Genomic DNA, 17,882 nt, shown 5'->3' with positions numbered 1-17,882 from the left:
CTACTGCTCCTGCTGCCGCTTCTCGGTCCAGTACGTGTCCCAGCCGGCCAGCAGTTCCTTGGGCGTCGTCTTGCCGAGCACCATCTTCTGCACGTCGGCGTCGGCCTTCTGCTGCCACTCGGTCCACCAGGCGACGCCGCGCGGCTGGCTGACGTTGAGGTACTTCTCCGGGTGCTCCGTCATGGTGACGTAGCTGGACCAGGGGCCGGTCTTGTAGAACGGGTCCTCGGTCGCCGACTTGAGGATCGGCACCAGGCTGTTCTTCTTGGTGAAGGTCGTCGACGCCTCGCCCTCGGAGAGGAACTCGACCAGCTTGACGGCCTCGGCCTTGTGCTTGCTGCCGTCCGCGACGCCCCATCCGGCGGTGGCCAGCGGCTGAACGGTCTTGCCGCTGGGGCCCGCCACCAGCGGGGCGGTGTCCCACTGGTCCTTCGCGATGGCCTTGGACTCCGAGACGGTGGCGATCACTTCGGGATCCTGCAGGAGGAAGGCGGTGGAGCCGTTGGAGAAGCCCTCGACCATCTCCGGGTAGCCCCAGGACACTGACGACTTCGGGGACGCCTGCTTGAAGAGCTTGAGATAGGTCTCCATGGCGTCGAGGGCCTCGGGCGCGGAGAAGATCGTGCTGCCGTCCTTCAGCTTGAAGCCGTCGGCGGGGTCGATCTCGTCGGCGACGTACGCCTCGATGACGGCGGTGGCGTTGCCGTTGGCGTTGGCCCCGCCGCGGAAGGCGTACCCGTACCGGCGCTTGGCCGGGTCGTGGATGGCGGAGGCCTGCTTCAGCAGTTCTTCCCAGGTGGCCGGCGGCTTGCTGAAGCCTGCCTCCTTGATCAGGTCGGTGCGGTAGAAGACGCTCAGGCCGTAGAAGCCGTACGGGACGAAGTACGTCTTGCCGTCGGCGTTCTCGGATGCCTTGACGGCGTTCTCCGTCATGGCCTGCCAGCCCTTCCAGGGCTCCAGGTCCTTCTTCATGTCGTAGAGCCAGCCGTTGTTCGACCACGGGCCCACGGTGGTGTCCCGCACCTCGAGGGTGTCCACGCCGCTGTCGGACTGGAGCATCTGCTGGATCTTCTGGTCGGCCTGCTCGGTGGGCGGCGAGATCAGATTGACCTTGATCTTGGGGTTCTGCTGTTCGAAGTCCGCTATGAGGTCCTTCAGCAGGTCCGTACGGGCGGGGTTCGTCAGGCTCTCGACCATGTTGAGGGTGACGGTTCCGCCGCCCCCACCACCGCTCATGGCGGAGCAGCCGGACAGGACCAACGCGCTGGCTGCGCCGAGGGCGAGAGCTGCCGTCCTTCTTCTCATCATGCCGACCTCTTCCTTGGATACGGCCGCGCTGGCAGCGGCTTCGGGGACGGGGGTTGGAGGGGTCGCGCCGCCTACGACGCGCCGGGCTGTTCGCGGGCCGCGCGGGCCCACTCGCCGAGGACGGGGACGCAGACCTCGGCGAAGTACTCGTAGTCGGCTGCCGTGTTGTAGACGTGGGCGGACAGCCGTAGGTAGCCGACGCCGCCGAAGCTGGTGAAGGCCGTCTCCACCCCCAGTTCCCGGGCCGCTCGGTCGCGCAGCGCATCGGCCTCGACGCGGCTGCCGGCCAGCCCCGCGGGCAGCCGCACCAGCCGCATGCCGGGAACCGGCATGCCCACGTCGACGGCACCGGAGACGCCGGTCAGCTCGGCGAAGGCGGCGCCGACGACGCGCTCGCCGTAGCCGACCAGGTCGTCCATGTACCGGCGGGCGGTACCCCAGCCCCAGGTGCGTTCGATGAAGTCCAGTGCCGTGGGCGCCGCCAGATAGCCGGTGACGTCGACCGTGCCCTGTTGGTCGAAGCGGTCGGGATACGGATCGGCGCCGCCCCACGAGTCGATCAGTGGGTAGAGCTGTTCGCGCAGCGCTCCGCGAGCGACCAGCGCGGCGGTGCCGCGCGGTGCGCAGCCCCACTTGTGCAGGTTGCCGACCCAGAAGTCGCACGTCACGCCGTCGAGGGGGGCGGCGATCAGACCGGGGGCGTGCGCGCCGTCCACGAGCAGCGGGATGCCGCGCCGGCGGGCCTCCGCGCCGATGCGTTCCACCGGCATCCGGCGTGCGGTCGCCGAGGTGATGTGGTCGAGGACGACGAGGTCGGTGGCCTCGCCCAACTCGGCGGCGACGGCTTCGTACGCCTGCTCCTCGTCCGCGTCCAGCGGCACCCGGGCGGTGCGCACCCGGCCGCCCCAACGGCGGGCCAGCCGTTCCGCGCCCATGGTCACGGCCCCGTAGCCGTGATCGGTGACGACGATCTCGCCACCGCGGCGGCGGGAGAGGCCGGCGTACACGACGCTGACACCGGCACTCGCGTTGGGTACGAGGGCGAGGTCCTCGGGAGCGACCCGCAGGAAGGCGGCGAGCTCGACCCGGGTGGCGGCGATCCGCTGCGGCAACGCCGGGAACCACACCACCGGGGAGCGGTCCATCTCCGCACGCAGCTGGTTCTGCCACTCCTGCGCCACCAGGGGGACAGCCCCGAACGAGCCGTGGTTCAGGTGCTTCATCGCGGGGTCCAGCGACCAGGCCCCGGCGGCGGGCCGGCCGCCGGCCAGCAGCAGCGGGCGCGGGGCTGTGGTGACCTCGGTCTCGCTCACTTGACTCCACATCTGCCGGACGGACGCCGTGGCAGGACATCGGACACCCGCCAGGACACATATGATGAGTCGGCATCCTGACAGGCGATTTTCCGACAATCAAGGGGTCGAACAGCGATAGTCATCAGATGACTCAGGCTCGATACGTACAAGACATCTGATGACTCACGATCCGGCGACTCGGTACAGTTCCCGGAGGGTCCGGACGCCGCCGCCGACCCGTCAGGGTCACGGGAGGAGTCGGATGTCCGCAGTCGACAAGGCGTTCCACGGCCTACGGCACATGATCGCCACGGGGCGTCTCGGCGCGGGTGAGCGCATGCCGCCCGAAGGGGAGCTCTGCGAGGAACTCGGCGTCTCCCGGGGGTCGTTGCGCGAGGCCGTACGGATGCTCGCGGCCCTGGGAGTGGTCGAACCGCGGCACGGCTCCGGCACCTACGTCTCCCAGCTCAGGCCGGAGGACGTCATCGGCAGCCTCTCGCTGACCCTCGAACTCCTGCCGCTGACCGGCCTGTTGGAGGTGTACGAGATCCGGCGGGTACTGGAGGCCCACGTCGCGGCCCAGGCCGCGGCGCGCTGCACCCCGGAGTCCGTGGGGACGCTCTTCTCCCTCATCGAGGCCATGGAGGCCACCGCCGACCCCACCAAGGCCTCCGAGCTCGACCACCGCTTCCACGCCGAGATCGCCCGGATCGGCGGCAACCCCACCCTGGCCTCCCTGCTGTCCGTCTTCCGCGCCCGCTCCCGCAAGTACCAGGTCTTCACCCTCCCCGAGGGCCCGGAGCTGCGCCGCAAGAGCGACGCCGACCACCGCAACCTGGCCACCGCCATCGCCGACCGCGACCCCGTCGCAGCGGCCGGCGCCGCACAGGCCCACGTCGCACAGACGGAGCGGTGGCTGCGGGCGTTCATGCCTCCGGTCGAGGAGGTTCCTCCCGTGCGGGAGGGCTCCGCGGACTGACGGTGCGGAGGTGGGTGCCGACACCGTCATGCGGCCGCCGCTGCGGGGGAAGGCGAGAGATGTCGGTTCGGTTCCGCTGCGCTGCGGGGCTTCAGCGCTTTCGGGTGCGGGGGTGGGAGTGCGGGTGCGGGTGCGGGTGCGGGATGTGGTGCGGTTCGTGGAGGTACCAGTAGCGGCCGACGAGGGCGCCGCCGAAGACGACGAAGCCGACGCCGACGAGCCAGGACGTCACGATCAGGACGGTGCCGACCGAACCGTACGAGTCCGCGTTGCTCACGATGAGCGGGGAGAAGACCAGGGAGGAGAACAGGCGCAGGCCGCTCAGGCCCGCCATCGTGGCGATGGCGCCCGGCAGGAGGCCGCGCCAGCGGATCCGGCCGCCCAGCAGGAAACGCTGCCCCCACCAGAAGAAGAGCACCCCGAGCAGCGTGCTCAGCGCGATCCGGGTCCATGACCGCAGGGTTCCCGAGCCCAGGGCGGCCCCGCTCTGGGCTTCGGCGAAGAGGTAGGCCGTCAGAACGACAAGCCACACCACGCGTCGCCATACGGTGTGCCAGCGCCCGGCCGGCAGGTCCCACACCTTTTCGTAACCGGTCTGGACGCTGCCCGCGAACGGCACGCCGAAGAGCGCGAGCAGCACCACACTCAGGACGCTGATCGTGCTCAGGACCTTGCGGGGTGCGGCGAAGAGGTCCTGCACGGCCTCGGCGGAGCGCCCGGACAGCCCCATGCCGTCCACGACCCACAGGGCGAACCCTCGTTCCTGGATCGGAGCGGCCGCCGCGACCACGATCAGCAGAGGGGCGATCGTCACCAGTCCCAGGGCCGCGAAGCCCATGGCCCGGTGCATCAACTCCACTTCCCTGCCGCGCCGCCATACGCGCGTACCCCTGACGTGGAGGGAGCGGCCCACTTCCCTCGACTGGTGGCCGCGGGTGCGGGTTCGGGGGTGACTCGTGTCGGTGTCGGGCCGGTCGTGGGCCGGGGAACCCGGAGACTCAGGCGCCCCGGAGGAATCCCGGGCATCCAGTGAGCCGGACGACTGAGACGGACCCGATGGACCGACCGGTTCCACGGGTCCGCCGGACGGGTCATGCCCGCCGCCGCTCCGCCCCTGGCCGAGGGAGCCGCGACAAGCCTGCTGGAGTGGCGACACGACCGCGTGGCGCATGCGTGGTCACCTCGTCCTGTTCCCGTGCACCGGCGTGCTCGTCCCGCACCGGACGGGCCCGTGCATCGCGAGCGGCTGCTTCCAGCGTGCCCCGCCGGCTCCGAATGTGCGACCGACTCAGCGGCTCGACCGACTGAACGGCTCGGCCGACTCAACGGCTCGGCCGACTCAACGGCTCGGCCGGGGTCCGGCCGACGGCCCACCGGTCCGGCGGCCGCCGGATGAGCGTGAGCCTGCCGCATCGCCCGCCCGGCGGCTCCGGGCGGGCGATGCCCCGAGTTACAGGCCGTCACGAACCATGGCGGCGACGATCTGGACGTGGCGATCGGCCGCCGTGTTCGAGAACTCGTTCTCGTAGTTCAGGCCGTAGGGCCAGAAGTGGCCACCACCGGTGGACAGCGTGGCACCCGAACCGTCGAACTGTTTGACGAGCGCCGTGGCCTGCGCACCGCGCCAGGTACCGCTGCCTCCCAGGGAGGACCAGCGGGAGCTCGTGCCCACGCCGATGGTGTGGGCGATCTCGTGCAGAGCGGTCCGCTGGGTCATGTAGCTGCGGTTGCCGAAGCGGATGGTTCCGTTGATGTTGCCGTCGGCGGTGGGCACGCCCGGGTCGTAGCGGACGGTGATGTTCTTGCCCAGGTCGCTCAGGTTGTTGTAACGGGCCACCGCGGCGTTCATGGCCGACGTGATGAGGTTGTACGCCGTCTGCTGGTCCTGGGTGGGGTTGCTCGCCCGTTCGAGGGTCCAGGTGATGCTGGCCGCGGCCACCCGTTCCTGGGGTGCCGGTGCGGCCTGCGGGGCAGCCTGCGGTGCGGCCTGTGCGATGCCGGGCCCGGCCAGTACGGCGGCCGCCAGCGCGGCTATGACCGCCGCCTTCCTGCGCCAGGGCATGGTCGGTCGCTCAGTGGGCTCCAGGGCCCGTCGTTGACTCATAGAGGTGTCCTCCTGTGGGGGGTGGGGGGAGGCCGGCGGGTGCGGGGACGACGGCCTGGTCAGTCCGTCCGTCGAGGACGCGGAGCGGATCGATGCTGGTCTCGCTGTGCGTGGGAGTGGCCGCCTCGATCGACACCTCAGACATCGTTCGAGATATCGATCAGACGTCGTGGTGCTGGTGGCGTGGCGCCGGTGGAGAAATAGCTGGTGTGCACTTCCCGAATGCCCGCGACAGGGCAGGGTTCCATTTCGGCGAAATCTGCGGCTCCGGAAACCCGGTGTCCGTAAGTATCCAGCCGCGAAGTGTGGCGTCAAGAGGTACGGCGCGGGTAACGCCGAACGGCCGGGCCGGTTTATTGCCGCATCCCCTCATCTACCGCCCGCAGTCCGGCAGTTGTGGAATACGGCCGGGCCGGTCGGCCACGTGGTCGCAGGTGTTCCGGCAATGGCCGAAAATTGCATTGCCGTCGGGCCGGGAAACGGCCCCGATATACACCGGCGTCCTCGACCCACCCTGAATTTTCCCAGTTGCGGTAGTGAGCACGCCATTGAGGGCGATTCGGCTCACTATGGCCAATGGCATGCCGAAGCTGTCGCGCCGACAGGAAGGATGAGAAACGCTCAGCCATGCCGAGCTCAGCCATGCCGACCGACCCCAGTGATGAGTTTTCGCGCCCGCACCCGTCACACCTACGACGGGACACGACGAGGCGGAAGGATGACGTGATGAATGCGGACACGCGGCTGGAGGAGCTGGGCGTGAGCGGTCTTGGCGAGGTCGATGAATCGACGTTCTCGGGGCTGGCGGAGCGGCACCGGCGGGAGCTGCACGTGCACTGCTACCGGATGCTCGGGTCGTTCGAGGACGCCGAGGACACCGTGCAGGAGACGTTCCTCCGTGCCTGGCGGCGGCGGGAGACCTTCGAGGGGCGGTCGACGTTCCGGGCCTGGCTGTATCGGATCGCCACCAACGCCTGCCTGGATCTGCTCGCCAAGTGCCGCCCGGAGCCTGCGACCGGCGGCGAGGTGCTGTGGCTGCAGCCCTACCCGGACCGGCTGCTCGACGAGCTGCCCGCGGGCGACGCGGACGAGCCGGAGACCGTCGCCGTCGCGCGGGAGACGATCGAGCTGGCCTACGTGGTCGCAGTCCAGCACCTCGCGCCGCGCCCGCGGGCCGTGCTGATCCTGCGGGACGTGCTCGGCTGGCCGGCGAAGGACGTCGCGTCGCTCCTCGGGGACTCCGTCAACTCCGTGAACAGCGCGCTGCAGCGGGCCCGCGCCGGCATGCGGGAGCACCTGCCCGCCGAGCGGCAGGACTGGACCGGCGGCGAACAGGACGCCGGGATGCGCGAGCTGGTGCGCCGCTTCACCGACGCCAGCGTGGCCACGGACATCCCGGCGCTCGCCGCGATGCTGCGGGACGACGTCCGCTGCTCGATGCCGCCCACGCCGGGCCTGTACGTCGGCCGCGACGCGGTGGTGAACGACTGGGTCGAGGACGGCTTCGAGGGCATGAAGGGCCTGCGCGGCGTCCCCACCGCCGTGAACCGGCAGCCCGCCGTCGCCTTCTACCTCTGGCAGGAGCGGGAGGGCGCGTACCTGCCGCTGACGATCGACGTCCTGCGCGTCACCGGCGGGGCGATCACCGAGATCGTCACGTTCCACGACGACCAGTTCCCGCGGCTCGGGCTGCCGGAGCGCCTGCCGGCGGACGGCACGGAGTAGTCCCGGTGTGGACGCTCGTGCTGCGCGGTGGTGCGCGTGTCGTGGTGGTCGCGGCCGAGTGGTACGACGCGTTCGGCGTCGTCACCCGCGGGCGGGTGCAGCTGGAGCTGCGCGACGGCGAGCCCGGGCCGGTCCTCGGACGCGACGCCGGGTTCTGGCTCCGCGGCACCGGCGTCCGCGCCCTGCGCAACCCCGGCCGTCGTACGGCGAGGGTGCGCATCGTCACCCGGCCAGGACCGTCACATGCCGGTCAACGCCCCGTACGCCAGTTACCGAATGATGGAGGAACGACGTGAACAGCATGAATGACATCGGGGTCGTCGCAGGCCCGGCATCGGGCCGGACCAGCCGCACCCACCGACTCCGCGGGCTCGCCGGCACCGGTTTTATTGCCACGCTCGCAGCGACGGTGGCCACCACCCTCGCCGCGGCGCTTGCCCAGGCCGTTGGCGTCGCCTTCGAGGTCCCCGATGGTGGCGAGACGATCCCGTTGTCCGGGTTCGCCGTGGTGACCGGCTTCTTCTCGGTCGTGGGCATCGTCATTGCCGTCGCTCTTCTTCGTTGGAGCGCTCGCCCCGCCGAGCGATTCGTGTGGACGGCAGTGACGCTGACCGCGATCTCGTTGGTCCCGCCCCTCCTCTCCGGGGCGAACACCGCCACCATCACCGCCCTGCTCGGGCTACACCTCGTCCCTGCGACGGTGATGATCCCCACCCTGGCGCGGAGCCTCCGCACCCGGACCGGTTGACGATCCCGCAACCGGACGATGAGCGGCGCAAGGGCGTGCGCGAGCGCACCGACCGACGTGGCCCCCGGTGGGCTCTCTGGAACGCGGTGCGTTGCGCATCTCCGGACCGGCTCACTAGGAGCGGCGGGGCACGGGGATGACGTAGCGGCTGAAGAGCAGGTCGCGCAGGACGTCGTCGCCGCCTTCCACGATGGAGACGTACCGCATGTCGCGCATCAGCTTGCCGATGTGCAGTTCGTTGGTGTAGCCGAGCCCGCCGAACATCTCGGAGCCCACGCTTGCCGCGTCCCAGCCGGCCTGGCCGCAGAACATCTTGGCGGTCAGGGCCGACTTGAGGGTGCCCTGCCTGTGGAAGAGGGGCGCGGCGTTGGGTTCCGCCATGATCGCGTCGTAGTCGCGGGCGGCCCGCAGACAGTGGCTCTTCATCACGTCGATCTGCATCTCCATCTGCCCGAGCCGCTGCGCGAACACGGGGCTCTCCACGAGCACGCCGTCGCGGAACGGCTTGCTCTTGGCGTAGGTCATGCAGTGGTCGCGAATGCGGCGGGCGATGCCGATCGCGGTGGCGGCGATCAGGATGCGGCTCGCGTTGAGGCCGATCTCCAGCAGCCGCAGCCCCGAGCCGTCGAGACGGTTCGCGACGGGGACCCGGCAGCCCTTCAGGCTGACCTGGTAGGTGTACGAGGCGCGCAGGCCGATGACGTCCCAGCGCTTCACGATCTCGACGCCGGGGGTGTCGCGCGGGATCAGCACCGCGTGGTACGCCTCGGGATCCTCGGCCGAGCGGGCGACGACGACGAGGAAGTCGGCGAAGTCGGTGTTGGTGGAGAAGAACTTCTCACCGGTGACGACGAGTTCGTCCCCGTCGGCCGCCACCACCGTCTCGATCTTGGCTAGTTCGCTGCCCGCGGTCCGTTCGCTGCCCAGCGTCGCGCAGAACGAGCCGCCCTCGGCCATGGGCGCGAGGTAGCGGGACTTGAGCTCGTCGGAGCCGTACAGCTGCACGATGCTGGTGCCCAGCACCGAGATGAACAGCGTGAACGCCACGCCGGCGTCGCCGTACGCGATCTCGTTGACGATCTCGACGCTGTCCTCGAGGCTCAGGCCGCGGCCGCCGAGTTCCTCGGGCAGCCACCAGTTGGCCAGTCCGGTCTCCCGGAACCGCTCGTAGACCTCCGAGGGCTTGTCGTCGAAGGTGTCCAGCTCCGCGTGACGGTCGCCGAGGTGTTCCTTCACGAACGAGCGAACGGCCTTCAGGTCTTCCGGTTTCATCTCTCCACCATTTCCGGGTCGGGCACACGGTCGGGCGCGCCGGGGCACACGGTCGTCATTCGCGTCATTCGGAGGTCGCCCGCTGTACGAGTGCCTCGATGTCGAGGTCGTCGATCTCGTCCAGTCCGTCGGCCTCGTCGGCTCCGTCTTCCAGGAGGCGGGCGGTCTCGTCCTCGGCGTCCGGCTCGGGGAACAGCAGTTCCCGCACCCGCACCGCCAGTGCGGCGGGCGTCGGGTAGTTGTAGATCACCGTTGCCGGGACGTGCACTCCCGTGTCCTGCTTGACCTGGTTGCGGAACTCGACGCCGCTGAGCGAGTCGAAGCCGATCTCCTGGAACGTCATGTCGGCGTCGATGTCGTCGGCGGACGGGTAGCCCAGTACCACGGCGGCGGTCTCCAGCAGCAGGGCCACCAGTTCCTCGCGCTGTTCCTCCGGCGGGAGGCCGGCCAGCCTGCGCGCCATGGGGGACGGCCCGCTCTCCTCGGCGGCGGGCCGCTCGGCGGGCGCGGACGCGGGCCGGACCAGGGTGCGCAGCAGCGCGGGCACGGTGTCGTGCTGCCACAGGGCGCCCCGGTCGACCTGCACGGGCAGTTGCAGCGTCTCGTCCGAGGCCAGCGCGGCGTCGAACAGGGCGGTGCCCCGCTCTGCCGTCAGGGGCGCCATGCCGTGGCGGCGGAAGCGTGCCAGGTCGGCCTGTCCGAGGGTGCTCGCCATGCCGGTCTCCCACGGGCCCCAGGCCAGCGAGAGCGCGGGCAGTCCCGCGTCGGCGCGGTGTTCGGCCAGGGCGTCGAGGAAGGCGTTGGCCGCCGCGTAGTTGGCCTGGCCGGCGTTGCCGATCACGCCCACGACCGAGGAGTACAGCACGAAGGCCGACAGCTCCATGTCCTTGGTGAGCTCGTGCAGATGCCATGCGGCGTCGGCCTTGGGCGCGAACACGCGGTCGATCCGCTCCGGCGTCATCAACTCCACGGTGGTGTCGTCGAGTACGCCGGCCAAGTGCACGACCGCGGTGAGCGGGGCGTCCTGCGGGATCGCCGCGAGCTGCCGGGCCAGGGCGTCCCTGTCGGAGACATCGCAGGCGGCGTGGGTGACGTTCGCGCCGAGTTCGGTCAGCTCGGCGGCCGGTCCCGCGGCACCCGAGCGGCTGAGCAGCAGCAGATTGCGTACGCCGTGCTCGACGACGAGGTGCCGGGCGAGCAGGGCGCCCAGGCCGCCGGTGGCGCCGGTGAGCAGCACCGTGCCGTCGGGGTCCCAGGCCGGCCGGCCCCCGGTGGGCGAGGCCTGCACCGGGATCAGGCGCGGCACGTAGGTCCGGCCGTCGCGGATGGCGAGCTGGGGCGCGTCGGTGTGGTCCAGGGACTCCAGGGCGCGCAGCGACGGTTCGCTGCCGTCGGTGTCGACGAGCACGAACTGGCCGCCGTGCTCGGTCTGCGCGGAGCGCACCAGGCCCCACACGGGTGCGAGCGCCGGGTCGGGCGTCTCGCCGGGCAGGGCGGCCACGGCGTTCCGGGTCACGACGACCAGCGGGCGGTCGAAGTGGTCGGACAGCCGCCGCTGCACCAGGTCGAGTGCCTGGCGGGCGTTGGCCCTGGCCGCCGCCGGGGCGTCGCCGCTCGTGTCCGCGTCGATGTACACGATGTCGGCCGGAGGCGCCGGCCGCCGCGTGCCCTGCTCGGTCGGCGCCCAGCGCACGGCGAACAGCGAGTCGGCGAGGGAGTGACGGGCCAGCTGGTCCGCCGAGGCGGGCATCAGGGCCAGGGAGTCGACGGTCAGCACGGGAGCGCCGTCGGCGTCGGTGACCGTGACCGTCACCTCGGTGCCGCTGACCCGGGCGGCGCGGACCCGCAGCGGGCCGCCGACTGGCGCGTGTTGGGCGACGCCGGCCCAGGAGTAGGGCAGCACGGCCTGCGTCGGGTCGTCCGACACCATGAGCGACAGGACCGGGTGCAGCGCCGCGTCGAAGAGCGCCGGGTGGACGGCGAATCCGCTCTTGGCGTGCGGCACCTGCTCGGGCAGCCGGACCTCGCCGTAGACCTCGTCGTCGCCGAGCCGCCACAGCGCGCGCAGGCCCTGGAAGGCCGTGCCGTAGCCGTAGCCCCGCTCGGCCAGCTCCGGGTAGAAGCCGGTCAGGTCCACCGGTTCGGCGTCCTGCGGGGGCCAGGTCTCCAGGGCGGCGGCGCGGGCGGGGGCCTTCGGGAACGCGTGCCCGTCGGCTACGGGGGCCTTCGGGACCACGTGCCCGTCGGCGTGCCGGGTCCAGGGGACCGAACCGCCGGAGACCGGGCGGGAGTAGACGCCGACGGGACGCCTGCCCGACTGCTCGGCCTCACCGACGACGACCTGCACCTGTACGGCGCCGTCGGCGAAGGTCAGCGGCGCGTGCAGGGTGAGTTCCTCGACGGCGCGGCAGCCTGTGTCCTCGATCGCCCGCAGCGCCATCTCCACGACGGCCGCGCCGGGGAACACCGTGGTGCCGAAGATGGTGTGATCGGACAGCCAGCTCTCGGCGGCGGGGTCGATCCGTCCGCTGAACGCCACCTGGCCGCCCACGGCGAGTTCGGTGGCGGCGGCCAGGAACGGATGCCCGACGGCATCGAGACCGGCGCTCGCGACATCGCCCCGCGGCGTCTCCTGCCGCTCCCAGTAGCGCTGGTGGTCGAAGGCGTAGGAGGGCAGGTCGACGGGCCGGCCGGCGGCGCCGACCGCGTCCAGGTAGGCGGACCAGTCGACGGGGACGCCGAGGACGTGCAGCCGGGCCAGGGCCTCGGCCGCCGCGCGCTTCTCGGAACGGCCCTTGCGGGCCAGGGGAATCGCCGTCACGTTCTCCTCGGTGAGGGTCTCCCCCGCCATGGCGGACAGGACGCCGTCGGGGCCGGCCTCGACCAGCGCCTCGGCGCCGGCCTTCACGGCGGCGGCGACGCCGTCGGCGAAGCGCACGGCGTCCCGCACGTGCCGCACCCAGTACTCGGGCCGCTCCAGCTCGCCGGGTTCGGCGACGGAGCCGGTCACGTTGGACACGACGGCGATGCGGGCGGGCTCGTAGGCGACGGACTCGGCGACGGCCCGGAACTCGTCGAGCATCGGGTCCATGAGCGGCGAGTGGAAGGCGTGCGAGACGCGCAGCCGGGTCGTCTTGCGGCCGTCGGCGGCCAGCGCCGCCGCGACCTCGGTGACGACGTCCTCCACACCGGAGATCACCACGGAGTCGGGTCCGTTGACGGCGGCTACGGAGGCGGCCTCCTCGTGTCCGGTGAGGGCGGCGCGGACCTCGTCCTCGCTCGCCTGCACGGCCACCATGGCGCCGCCGCGCGGCAGCGCGCCCATCAGGCGTCCGCGTGCGGTGACCAGGCGGGCGGCGTCGGCCAGCGAGAACACGCCGGCGACGTGCGCGGCGGCCAGTTCGCCGATGGAGTGCCCGACGAGGACCGCGGGTTCGACGCCGAGAGACGTGAGCAGCCGGTAGGCGGCCACCTCGAACGCGAACAGCGCGGGCTGGGTCGTCGCGGTCTCGTCGAGCAGCTTGGCCGTCGCCGAGCCGGGCTCGGCCGACACGACGTCGTCGATGCGGTGCTCCAGCAGCGGGTCGAGCGCGGCGCACACCTCGCGCCATGCCTCGGCGAACACCGGGAACGCGTCGATCAGTTCGCGGCTCATGCCGAGGCGCTGGCTGCCCTGCCCGGAGAACAGGACGCCGACGGCGGGCGGCGCCGACGCGTGGCCGGTGACCACGCCGCGCTGTCCCTCGGCGAGGGCGTCGAGGCCGGCGAGCAGTTCCTCGCGGTCCGCGCCGACGATCACGGCACGGTGGTCGAGGGTGGCGCGCCGGGTGGTCAGGGACACGGCCACGTCGGCGGGGTCGGGCGCGGGGTCGGAGGCGAGGGCGGCGCCCAGCTTGCGGGCCTGCCCGGCCAGCGCCTTGGCGCTGTGCGCCGACACGGGCCACACCAGCTCGCCCCGTGGCGGCACGGCGGCGGGTTCGGCGGGGTCGACGGGGTCGACGGGGTCGACGGGGTCGCCCTGCTCGATGATCACGTGGGCGTTGGTGCCGCTGATGCCGAACGAGGACACGCCCGCGCGCCGGGGCCGGTCGGCCGTCGGCCAGTCGCGCTCCTCGGCCAGCAGCCGTACGGCCCCGGAGGACCAGTCGACCCGGCTGGAGGGCTGCTCGGCGTGCAGGGTCCTGGGCAGCACGCCCGCCCGCATCGCCATGATCATCTTCATGACGCCGGCGACACCCGCGGCGGCCTGTGTGTGACCCACATTGGACTTCAGCGAGCCCAGCCACAGCGGCTCCTCGCGGTCGCCGCCGCCGTACGTGGCCAGCAGCGCCTGCGCCTCGATCGGGTCGCCGAGGCTGGTGCCGGTGCCGTGCGCCTCCACCGCGTCCACGTCGGCCGTGGACAGCCCGGCCGTGGCGAGGGCCTGGCGGATCACCCGTTCCTGGGAGGGGCCGTTGGGGGCGGTGAGCCCGTTGCTCTCGCCGTCCTGGTTGATCGCGCTGCCGCGCAGCACGGCCAGCACGCGGCGGCCGTTCCGGCGCGCGTCGGACAGCCGCTCCAGGACCAGCACGCCGACGCCCTCGGACCAGCCGGTGCCGTCGGCGTCGTCGGAGAACGCCTTGCAGCGGCCGTCCGCGGCGAGCCCGCCCTGCCGGGCGAACTCGACGAACATGCCCGGCGTCGACATCACGGTGACGCCGCCCGCGAGGGCGAGGGAGCAGTCGCCCGACCGCAGCGACTGGGCGGCCAGGTGCAGGGCGACCAGGGAGGACGAGCAGGCGGTGTCGACGGTGACGGCCGGCCCCTCCAGGCCGAGCGAGTAGGCGATCCGGCCGGACACCACGCTGCCGGAGCCGCCGGTGAGGGCGTGGCCCGCGAGGTTGCCGGTCACGTCCTGAAGGCGCGGCAGATAGTCCTGGGCCATGGCGCCCATGAACACGGCGGTGGCGCTGCGGCGCAACCGCGCCGGGTCCTGGCCGGCGTTCTCCAGCGCCTCCCACACGGCTTCCAGGGCGAGCCGCTGCTGCGGGTCCATGGCGAGGGCCTCGCGCGGGCTGATCCGGAAGAAGCCCGCGTCGAAGTCGGCCGCGCCGTCGAGGAAGCCGCCTGCGGGGACGAAGTCCGCGTCGCCTTCGACCTGCCAGCCGCGGTCCTCGGGGAAGCCGGTGATGGCGTCGACGCCGCCGGCGACCAGGCGCCACAGGTCCTCGGGGGTGTCCACGCCGCCGGGCAGCCGACAGCTCATGCCGACGATCGCGATCGGCTCGTCGGCGGACGCGGCAACGGCCGCCGTGCCGGACCGGTCCTCGCCCGGCCCGGTGAGCCGTGCACGCAGGTGCCGTACGACGGCGGCGGGCGTCGGGTGGTCGTAGGCCAGTGAAGCGGGCATCTCCAAGCCGGTCGCGGCGTTGAGCCGGTCGCGCAACTGCACCGCGGTCACCGAGTCGAAGCCGAGTTCCTTGAAGGTGTTGTCGGCGCCGATCCGCGCGGTGTCCGAGTGCCCGAGCAACACGGCCGCCTCGCCGCGCACCAGCGTCCACAGGTCCTGCTCGGACAGGCCTGCGTCGGCGGGTTCACGGGCCGCGGCGGTCTCGGCGGGCGAGGCGGCTGCGGGGGCGGGCCGGGCGGCGGGCGCCTGGGCGGCGGCCCCGTCGATCCAGTACGTCTCGCGCTGGAAGGCGTACGTCGGCAGCGGCACGCGCCGCGCGCCGGTGAACAGGCCCCGCCAGTCCAGGTCGACGCCCCGGCTGTGCAGTTCGGCCATGGACAGCAGCAGGCGCTTCGTCTCGTCCTGGTTGCGGCGCAGCGTGGGCTGTACGACGGCGGAGCCGGCCGTGGCCGCGATGTGCACGGTCAGCACGGGATGCGGGCTGGCCTCGACGAACACGCCGTATCCGTCGCCGTCCAGCGCCTTGACGGTGTCGGCGAAGCGCACGGGCTCGCGCAGGTTGCGGTACCAGTACTCGGCGTCCAGGGCGGCCGGGTCGAGGCGGCCCGCGACGACGGTGGAGTAGAACGCCACGCCGGTGTCGGTGGTCGCGGCGCCCGCGACGCCGCTGAGCACCTCGTCGCGGATGGACTCCACGTGGTGGCTGTGGGAGGCGTAGTCGACGGGCACGATCCGGGCACGCAGGCCCCTGGCCTCGCAGTCGGCGACGGCGGCGCGGACGTCGTCGGGGTCGCCGGAGATCACCACGGTGCCGGGCGAGTTGACCGCGGCGATCGAGACGCGGGACTGGTCGACCTGGTCGGCGGGCAGGTCCAGGACGGCCATCAGGCCGCGCCCGGACAGCTTCTCGGTGATGACGCGTGCGCGGGCGACGATCAGCCGCACGCCGTCGGCGAGGGAGAGGATGCCCGCGGCGGTCGCGGCGGCGATCTCGCCCTGGGAGTGGCCGATGACCGCGTCGGGCTCCAGGCCGGCGGAACGCCACACCTCGGCTAGGGAGACCATGACGGCGAACAGCGCGGGCTGGACGACGTCCATCCGCTTCAGGGCCGTCTCGTCGCCGAGCACGTCCCGCAGGGTCCAGCCGGCGAACTCCCGGAGCAGGTGCTCGCATTCGTCCATGCGGGCGGCGAACACCTCGTTCGTCTCCCACAGGCCCTTGGCCATGCCGACCCAGTGCGCGCCCTGCCCGGAGAACACCCACACCACGCGGCCGTCCTCGGCTGCGGTGCCTGTGACGACGTTCGCCGCCGGAGTGCCCTCGGCCAGCGCGGTCAGGCCGTCCAGGAGTTCGGCCCGGTCGGCGGCGAGGACGACGCCCCGGTTCTTCAGCGCGGACCGGGTGGTCGTCGTGGAGTGGCCGACGTCCAGCGGGTGCAGGCCGGTGTCGTCGCGCACCCAGTCGTGCAGCCGGCGGGCCTGGGCGCGCAGGGCCTGCGGCGAGCGGGCGGACACGAACACCGGGACGGGCGTGCCGGTCGCGGGCTCGGCGTCGGGCCGTCGCGGTTCGGGCCGGGGTTCGGGGGCGCCGACGACGAGGTGGCAGTTGGTGCCGCCGATGCCGAAGGAGCTGACGCCGGCCAGCCGGGGGCCCTCGGGCCACGGCGCGGCGGCGGCGTTGACCCGCAGCTTCCACTCGTCGAGCGGGATGTCCGGGTTCGGCGTCTCGTAGTTGAGGCTGGCGGGCAGCAGGCCGTGCCGCACCGACAGGGCGGTCTTGATCAGGCCGACGACGCCCGCCGCGGCGTCGAGGTGGCCGATGTTGGTCTTCACCGAGCCGACCAGCAGCGGCTGTCCGGCGTCGCGGCCGTCGCCGTAGACCTCGGCCAGGGCGCTCGCCTCCACGGGGTCGCCGGCGCGGGTGCCGGTGCCGTGCAGTTCGACGTACCGCACTTCGGCCGGGGCCACCCCGGCGGCGCGGCAGGCATCGCGCAGCAGCGCGCTCTGCGCCTCGGCACTGGGCACGGTGAGCGCACCGGGGCCGTCGTGGTTGACGGCGCCGCCGAGCAGCACGCAGTACACGTCGTCGCCGTCGGCGACCGCGTCGGCCAGGCGCTTGAGGACGACGATGCCGGCGCCCTCGCCGCGTACGAAGCCGTTGGCGCGGGCGTCGAAGGTGTGGCTGCGGCAGTCCGGGGACAGCGCACCGGAGCGGGCGAACGCGATGGTGCTCTCGGGCGCCAGGTTGAGGTGGACGCCGCCGGCCAGGGCCAGGCGCGCCGCGCCGGAGCGCAGGCTCTCGCAGGCCATGTGCACAGCGACGAGGGAGGAGGACTGCGCGGTGTCCACGGTCAGGCTCGGCCCGTGCAGGCCGAGTTGGTGGGAGACCCGGTTGGCGATCAGGCCGCGGCTCAGGCCGGCGATCGAGTGGTGGGACAGCGCGTCGGCGCCGGCCCGGTGTGCCAGGGAGGCGTAGTCGTCGCCGGTGGCGCCCAGGAACACGGAGGTGGCGCTGGAGCGCAGGCTCTCCGGCGGCAGGAAGGCGTCCTCCAGGGCCGCCCAGCTGAGTTCGAGCACCATGCGCTGGCGCGGGTCCATCACCGCGGCCTCACGCGGGGAGATACCGAAGAATCCGGCGTCGAAGTCGGCGACGCCGTCGACGAATCCGCCCCGCGGGTGGCTCGCCAGTTCGGCTATGTCCGGCGGCCACCGGTCGGCGGGCGCGTCGGCTGTCGCGTCCCCGCTCTCCCTCAGCAGCTCCCAGAGGGAGCGCACGTCCTCGGCGCCCGGCACCCGGCACGACATTCCGATGACGGCGACGGCGTTCTGGCCCACGCCGGTGAGCCCTTGCGCGCGCTCGTTCACGTTCATAGAGCTCCAGCCCTTTCTACGCCTTTGGCTGCACGATCCGTGAACGGCCCCCGCAGATACATTTCCGCGGCCTCGAATCGGGCGGTGCCGGAAACCGGTGACTCGTCCGCTCCGCGGCGACCCGGCCGGTCCGCGGGCATGACTGATCTGTGCGGCTGCCCTCGGCGGCGGCCGCACCGGCCGTGCTCGAC

The 17,882-nt window shown here is 72.2% G+C and carries 10 protein-coding genes; 4 read left to right on the top strand and 6 right to left on the bottom strand.

Annotated features, from left to right (window positions below; translation table 11 throughout):
* Entirely contained in the window at nt 1-1,305 is a 1,305-nt protein-coding gene (locus GAS53_RS31565; protein ID WP_151481212.1) for an ABC transporter substrate-binding protein, read from the bottom strand.
* Between the two features lie 74 nt (nt 1,306-1,379).
* Nucleotides 1,380-2,621, bottom strand: a complete 1,242-nt coding sequence (locus GAS53_RS31560; protein WP_151481146.1) for an aminotransferase class V-fold PLP-dependent enzyme — start codon at nt 2,619-2,621, stop codon at nt 1,380-1,382.
* Nucleotides 2,622-2,865: 244 nt separating this feature from the next.
* Between GAS53_RS31560 and GAS53_RS31555 the strand changes: the two genes are divergently transcribed.
* Nucleotides 2,866-3,582, top strand: coding sequence for a FadR/GntR family transcriptional regulator (locus GAS53_RS31555; protein ID WP_151481145.1), 717 nt, complete (start codon nt 2,866-2,868; stop codon nt 3,580-3,582).
* A gap of 91 nt (nt 3,583-3,673) precedes the next feature.
* Here the strand turns inward: GAS53_RS31555 and GAS53_RS31550 are convergent, their stop codons facing one another.
* Both GAS53_RS31550 and GAS53_RS31545 read right to left on the bottom strand, forming a co-directional pair.
* Entirely contained in the window at nt 3,674-4,432 is a 759-nt protein-coding gene (locus tag GAS53_RS31550; protein ID WP_151481144.1) for a YhjD/YihY/BrkB family envelope integrity protein, read from the bottom strand.
* Nucleotides 4,433-5,032: 600 nt separating this feature from the next.
* Entirely contained in the window at nt 5,033-5,644 is a 612-nt protein-coding gene (locus GAS53_RS31545; RefSeq protein WP_151481211.1) for a hypothetical protein, read from the bottom strand.
* 768 nt (nt 5,645-6,412) lie between these two features.
* Between GAS53_RS31545 and GAS53_RS31540 the strand changes: the two genes are divergently transcribed.
* The 3 genes from GAS53_RS31540 to GAS53_RS56670 are packed head-to-tail and all read left to right on the top strand — an operon-like array spanning nt 6,413 to nt 8,159.
* A complete protein-coding gene (locus GAS53_RS31540) occupies nt 6,413-7,411 on the top strand; it encodes an RNA polymerase subunit sigma-70 (protein ID WP_151481143.1) in 999 nt (332 codons plus the stop codon).
* A 5-nt stretch (nt 7,412-7,416) separates the two neighbouring features.
* Nucleotides 7,417-7,707 carry a hypothetical protein gene (locus GAS53_RS56675; RefSeq protein WP_225859203.1) on the top strand — a complete coding sequence of 97 codons (291 nt, stop codon included), beginning with the start codon at nt 7,417-7,419 and terminating at the stop codon, nt 7,705-7,707.
* Nucleotides 7,708-7,712: 5 nt separating this feature from the next.
* Nucleotides 7,713-8,159 (top strand): DUF6069 family protein, encoded by a 447-nt coding sequence (locus GAS53_RS56670; RefSeq protein ID WP_225859213.1) that lies wholly within the window; start codon nt 7,713-7,715, stop codon nt 8,157-8,159.
* Nucleotides 8,160-8,273: 114 nt separating this feature from the next.
* On the opposite strand, the gene GAS53_RS31530 is transcribed toward GAS53_RS56670, so the two are convergent.
* Nucleotides 8,274-9,431, bottom strand: a complete 1,158-nt coding sequence (locus tag GAS53_RS31530) for an acyl-CoA dehydrogenase family protein (RefSeq protein WP_151481142.1) — start codon at nt 9,429-9,431, stop codon at nt 8,274-8,276.
* Nucleotides 9,432-9,495: 64 nt separating this feature from the next.
* Nucleotides 9,496-17,691: a type I polyketide synthase gene (locus GAS53_RS31525; RefSeq protein WP_151481141.1), complete on the bottom strand. Its 8,196-nt coding sequence runs from the start codon at nt 17,689-17,691 to the stop codon at nt 9,496-9,498.
* Nucleotides 17,692-17,882 lie beyond the last annotated feature (191 nt).

The sequence above is a fragment of the Streptomyces albicerus genome, from assembly GCF_008905045.1.
In the GTDB taxonomy this organism is placed as follows: Bacteria; Actinomycetota; Actinomycetes; order Streptomycetales; family Streptomycetaceae; genus Streptomyces; species Streptomyces albicerus.
This window is presented reverse-complemented; position numbering and strand designations above follow the sequence as displayed.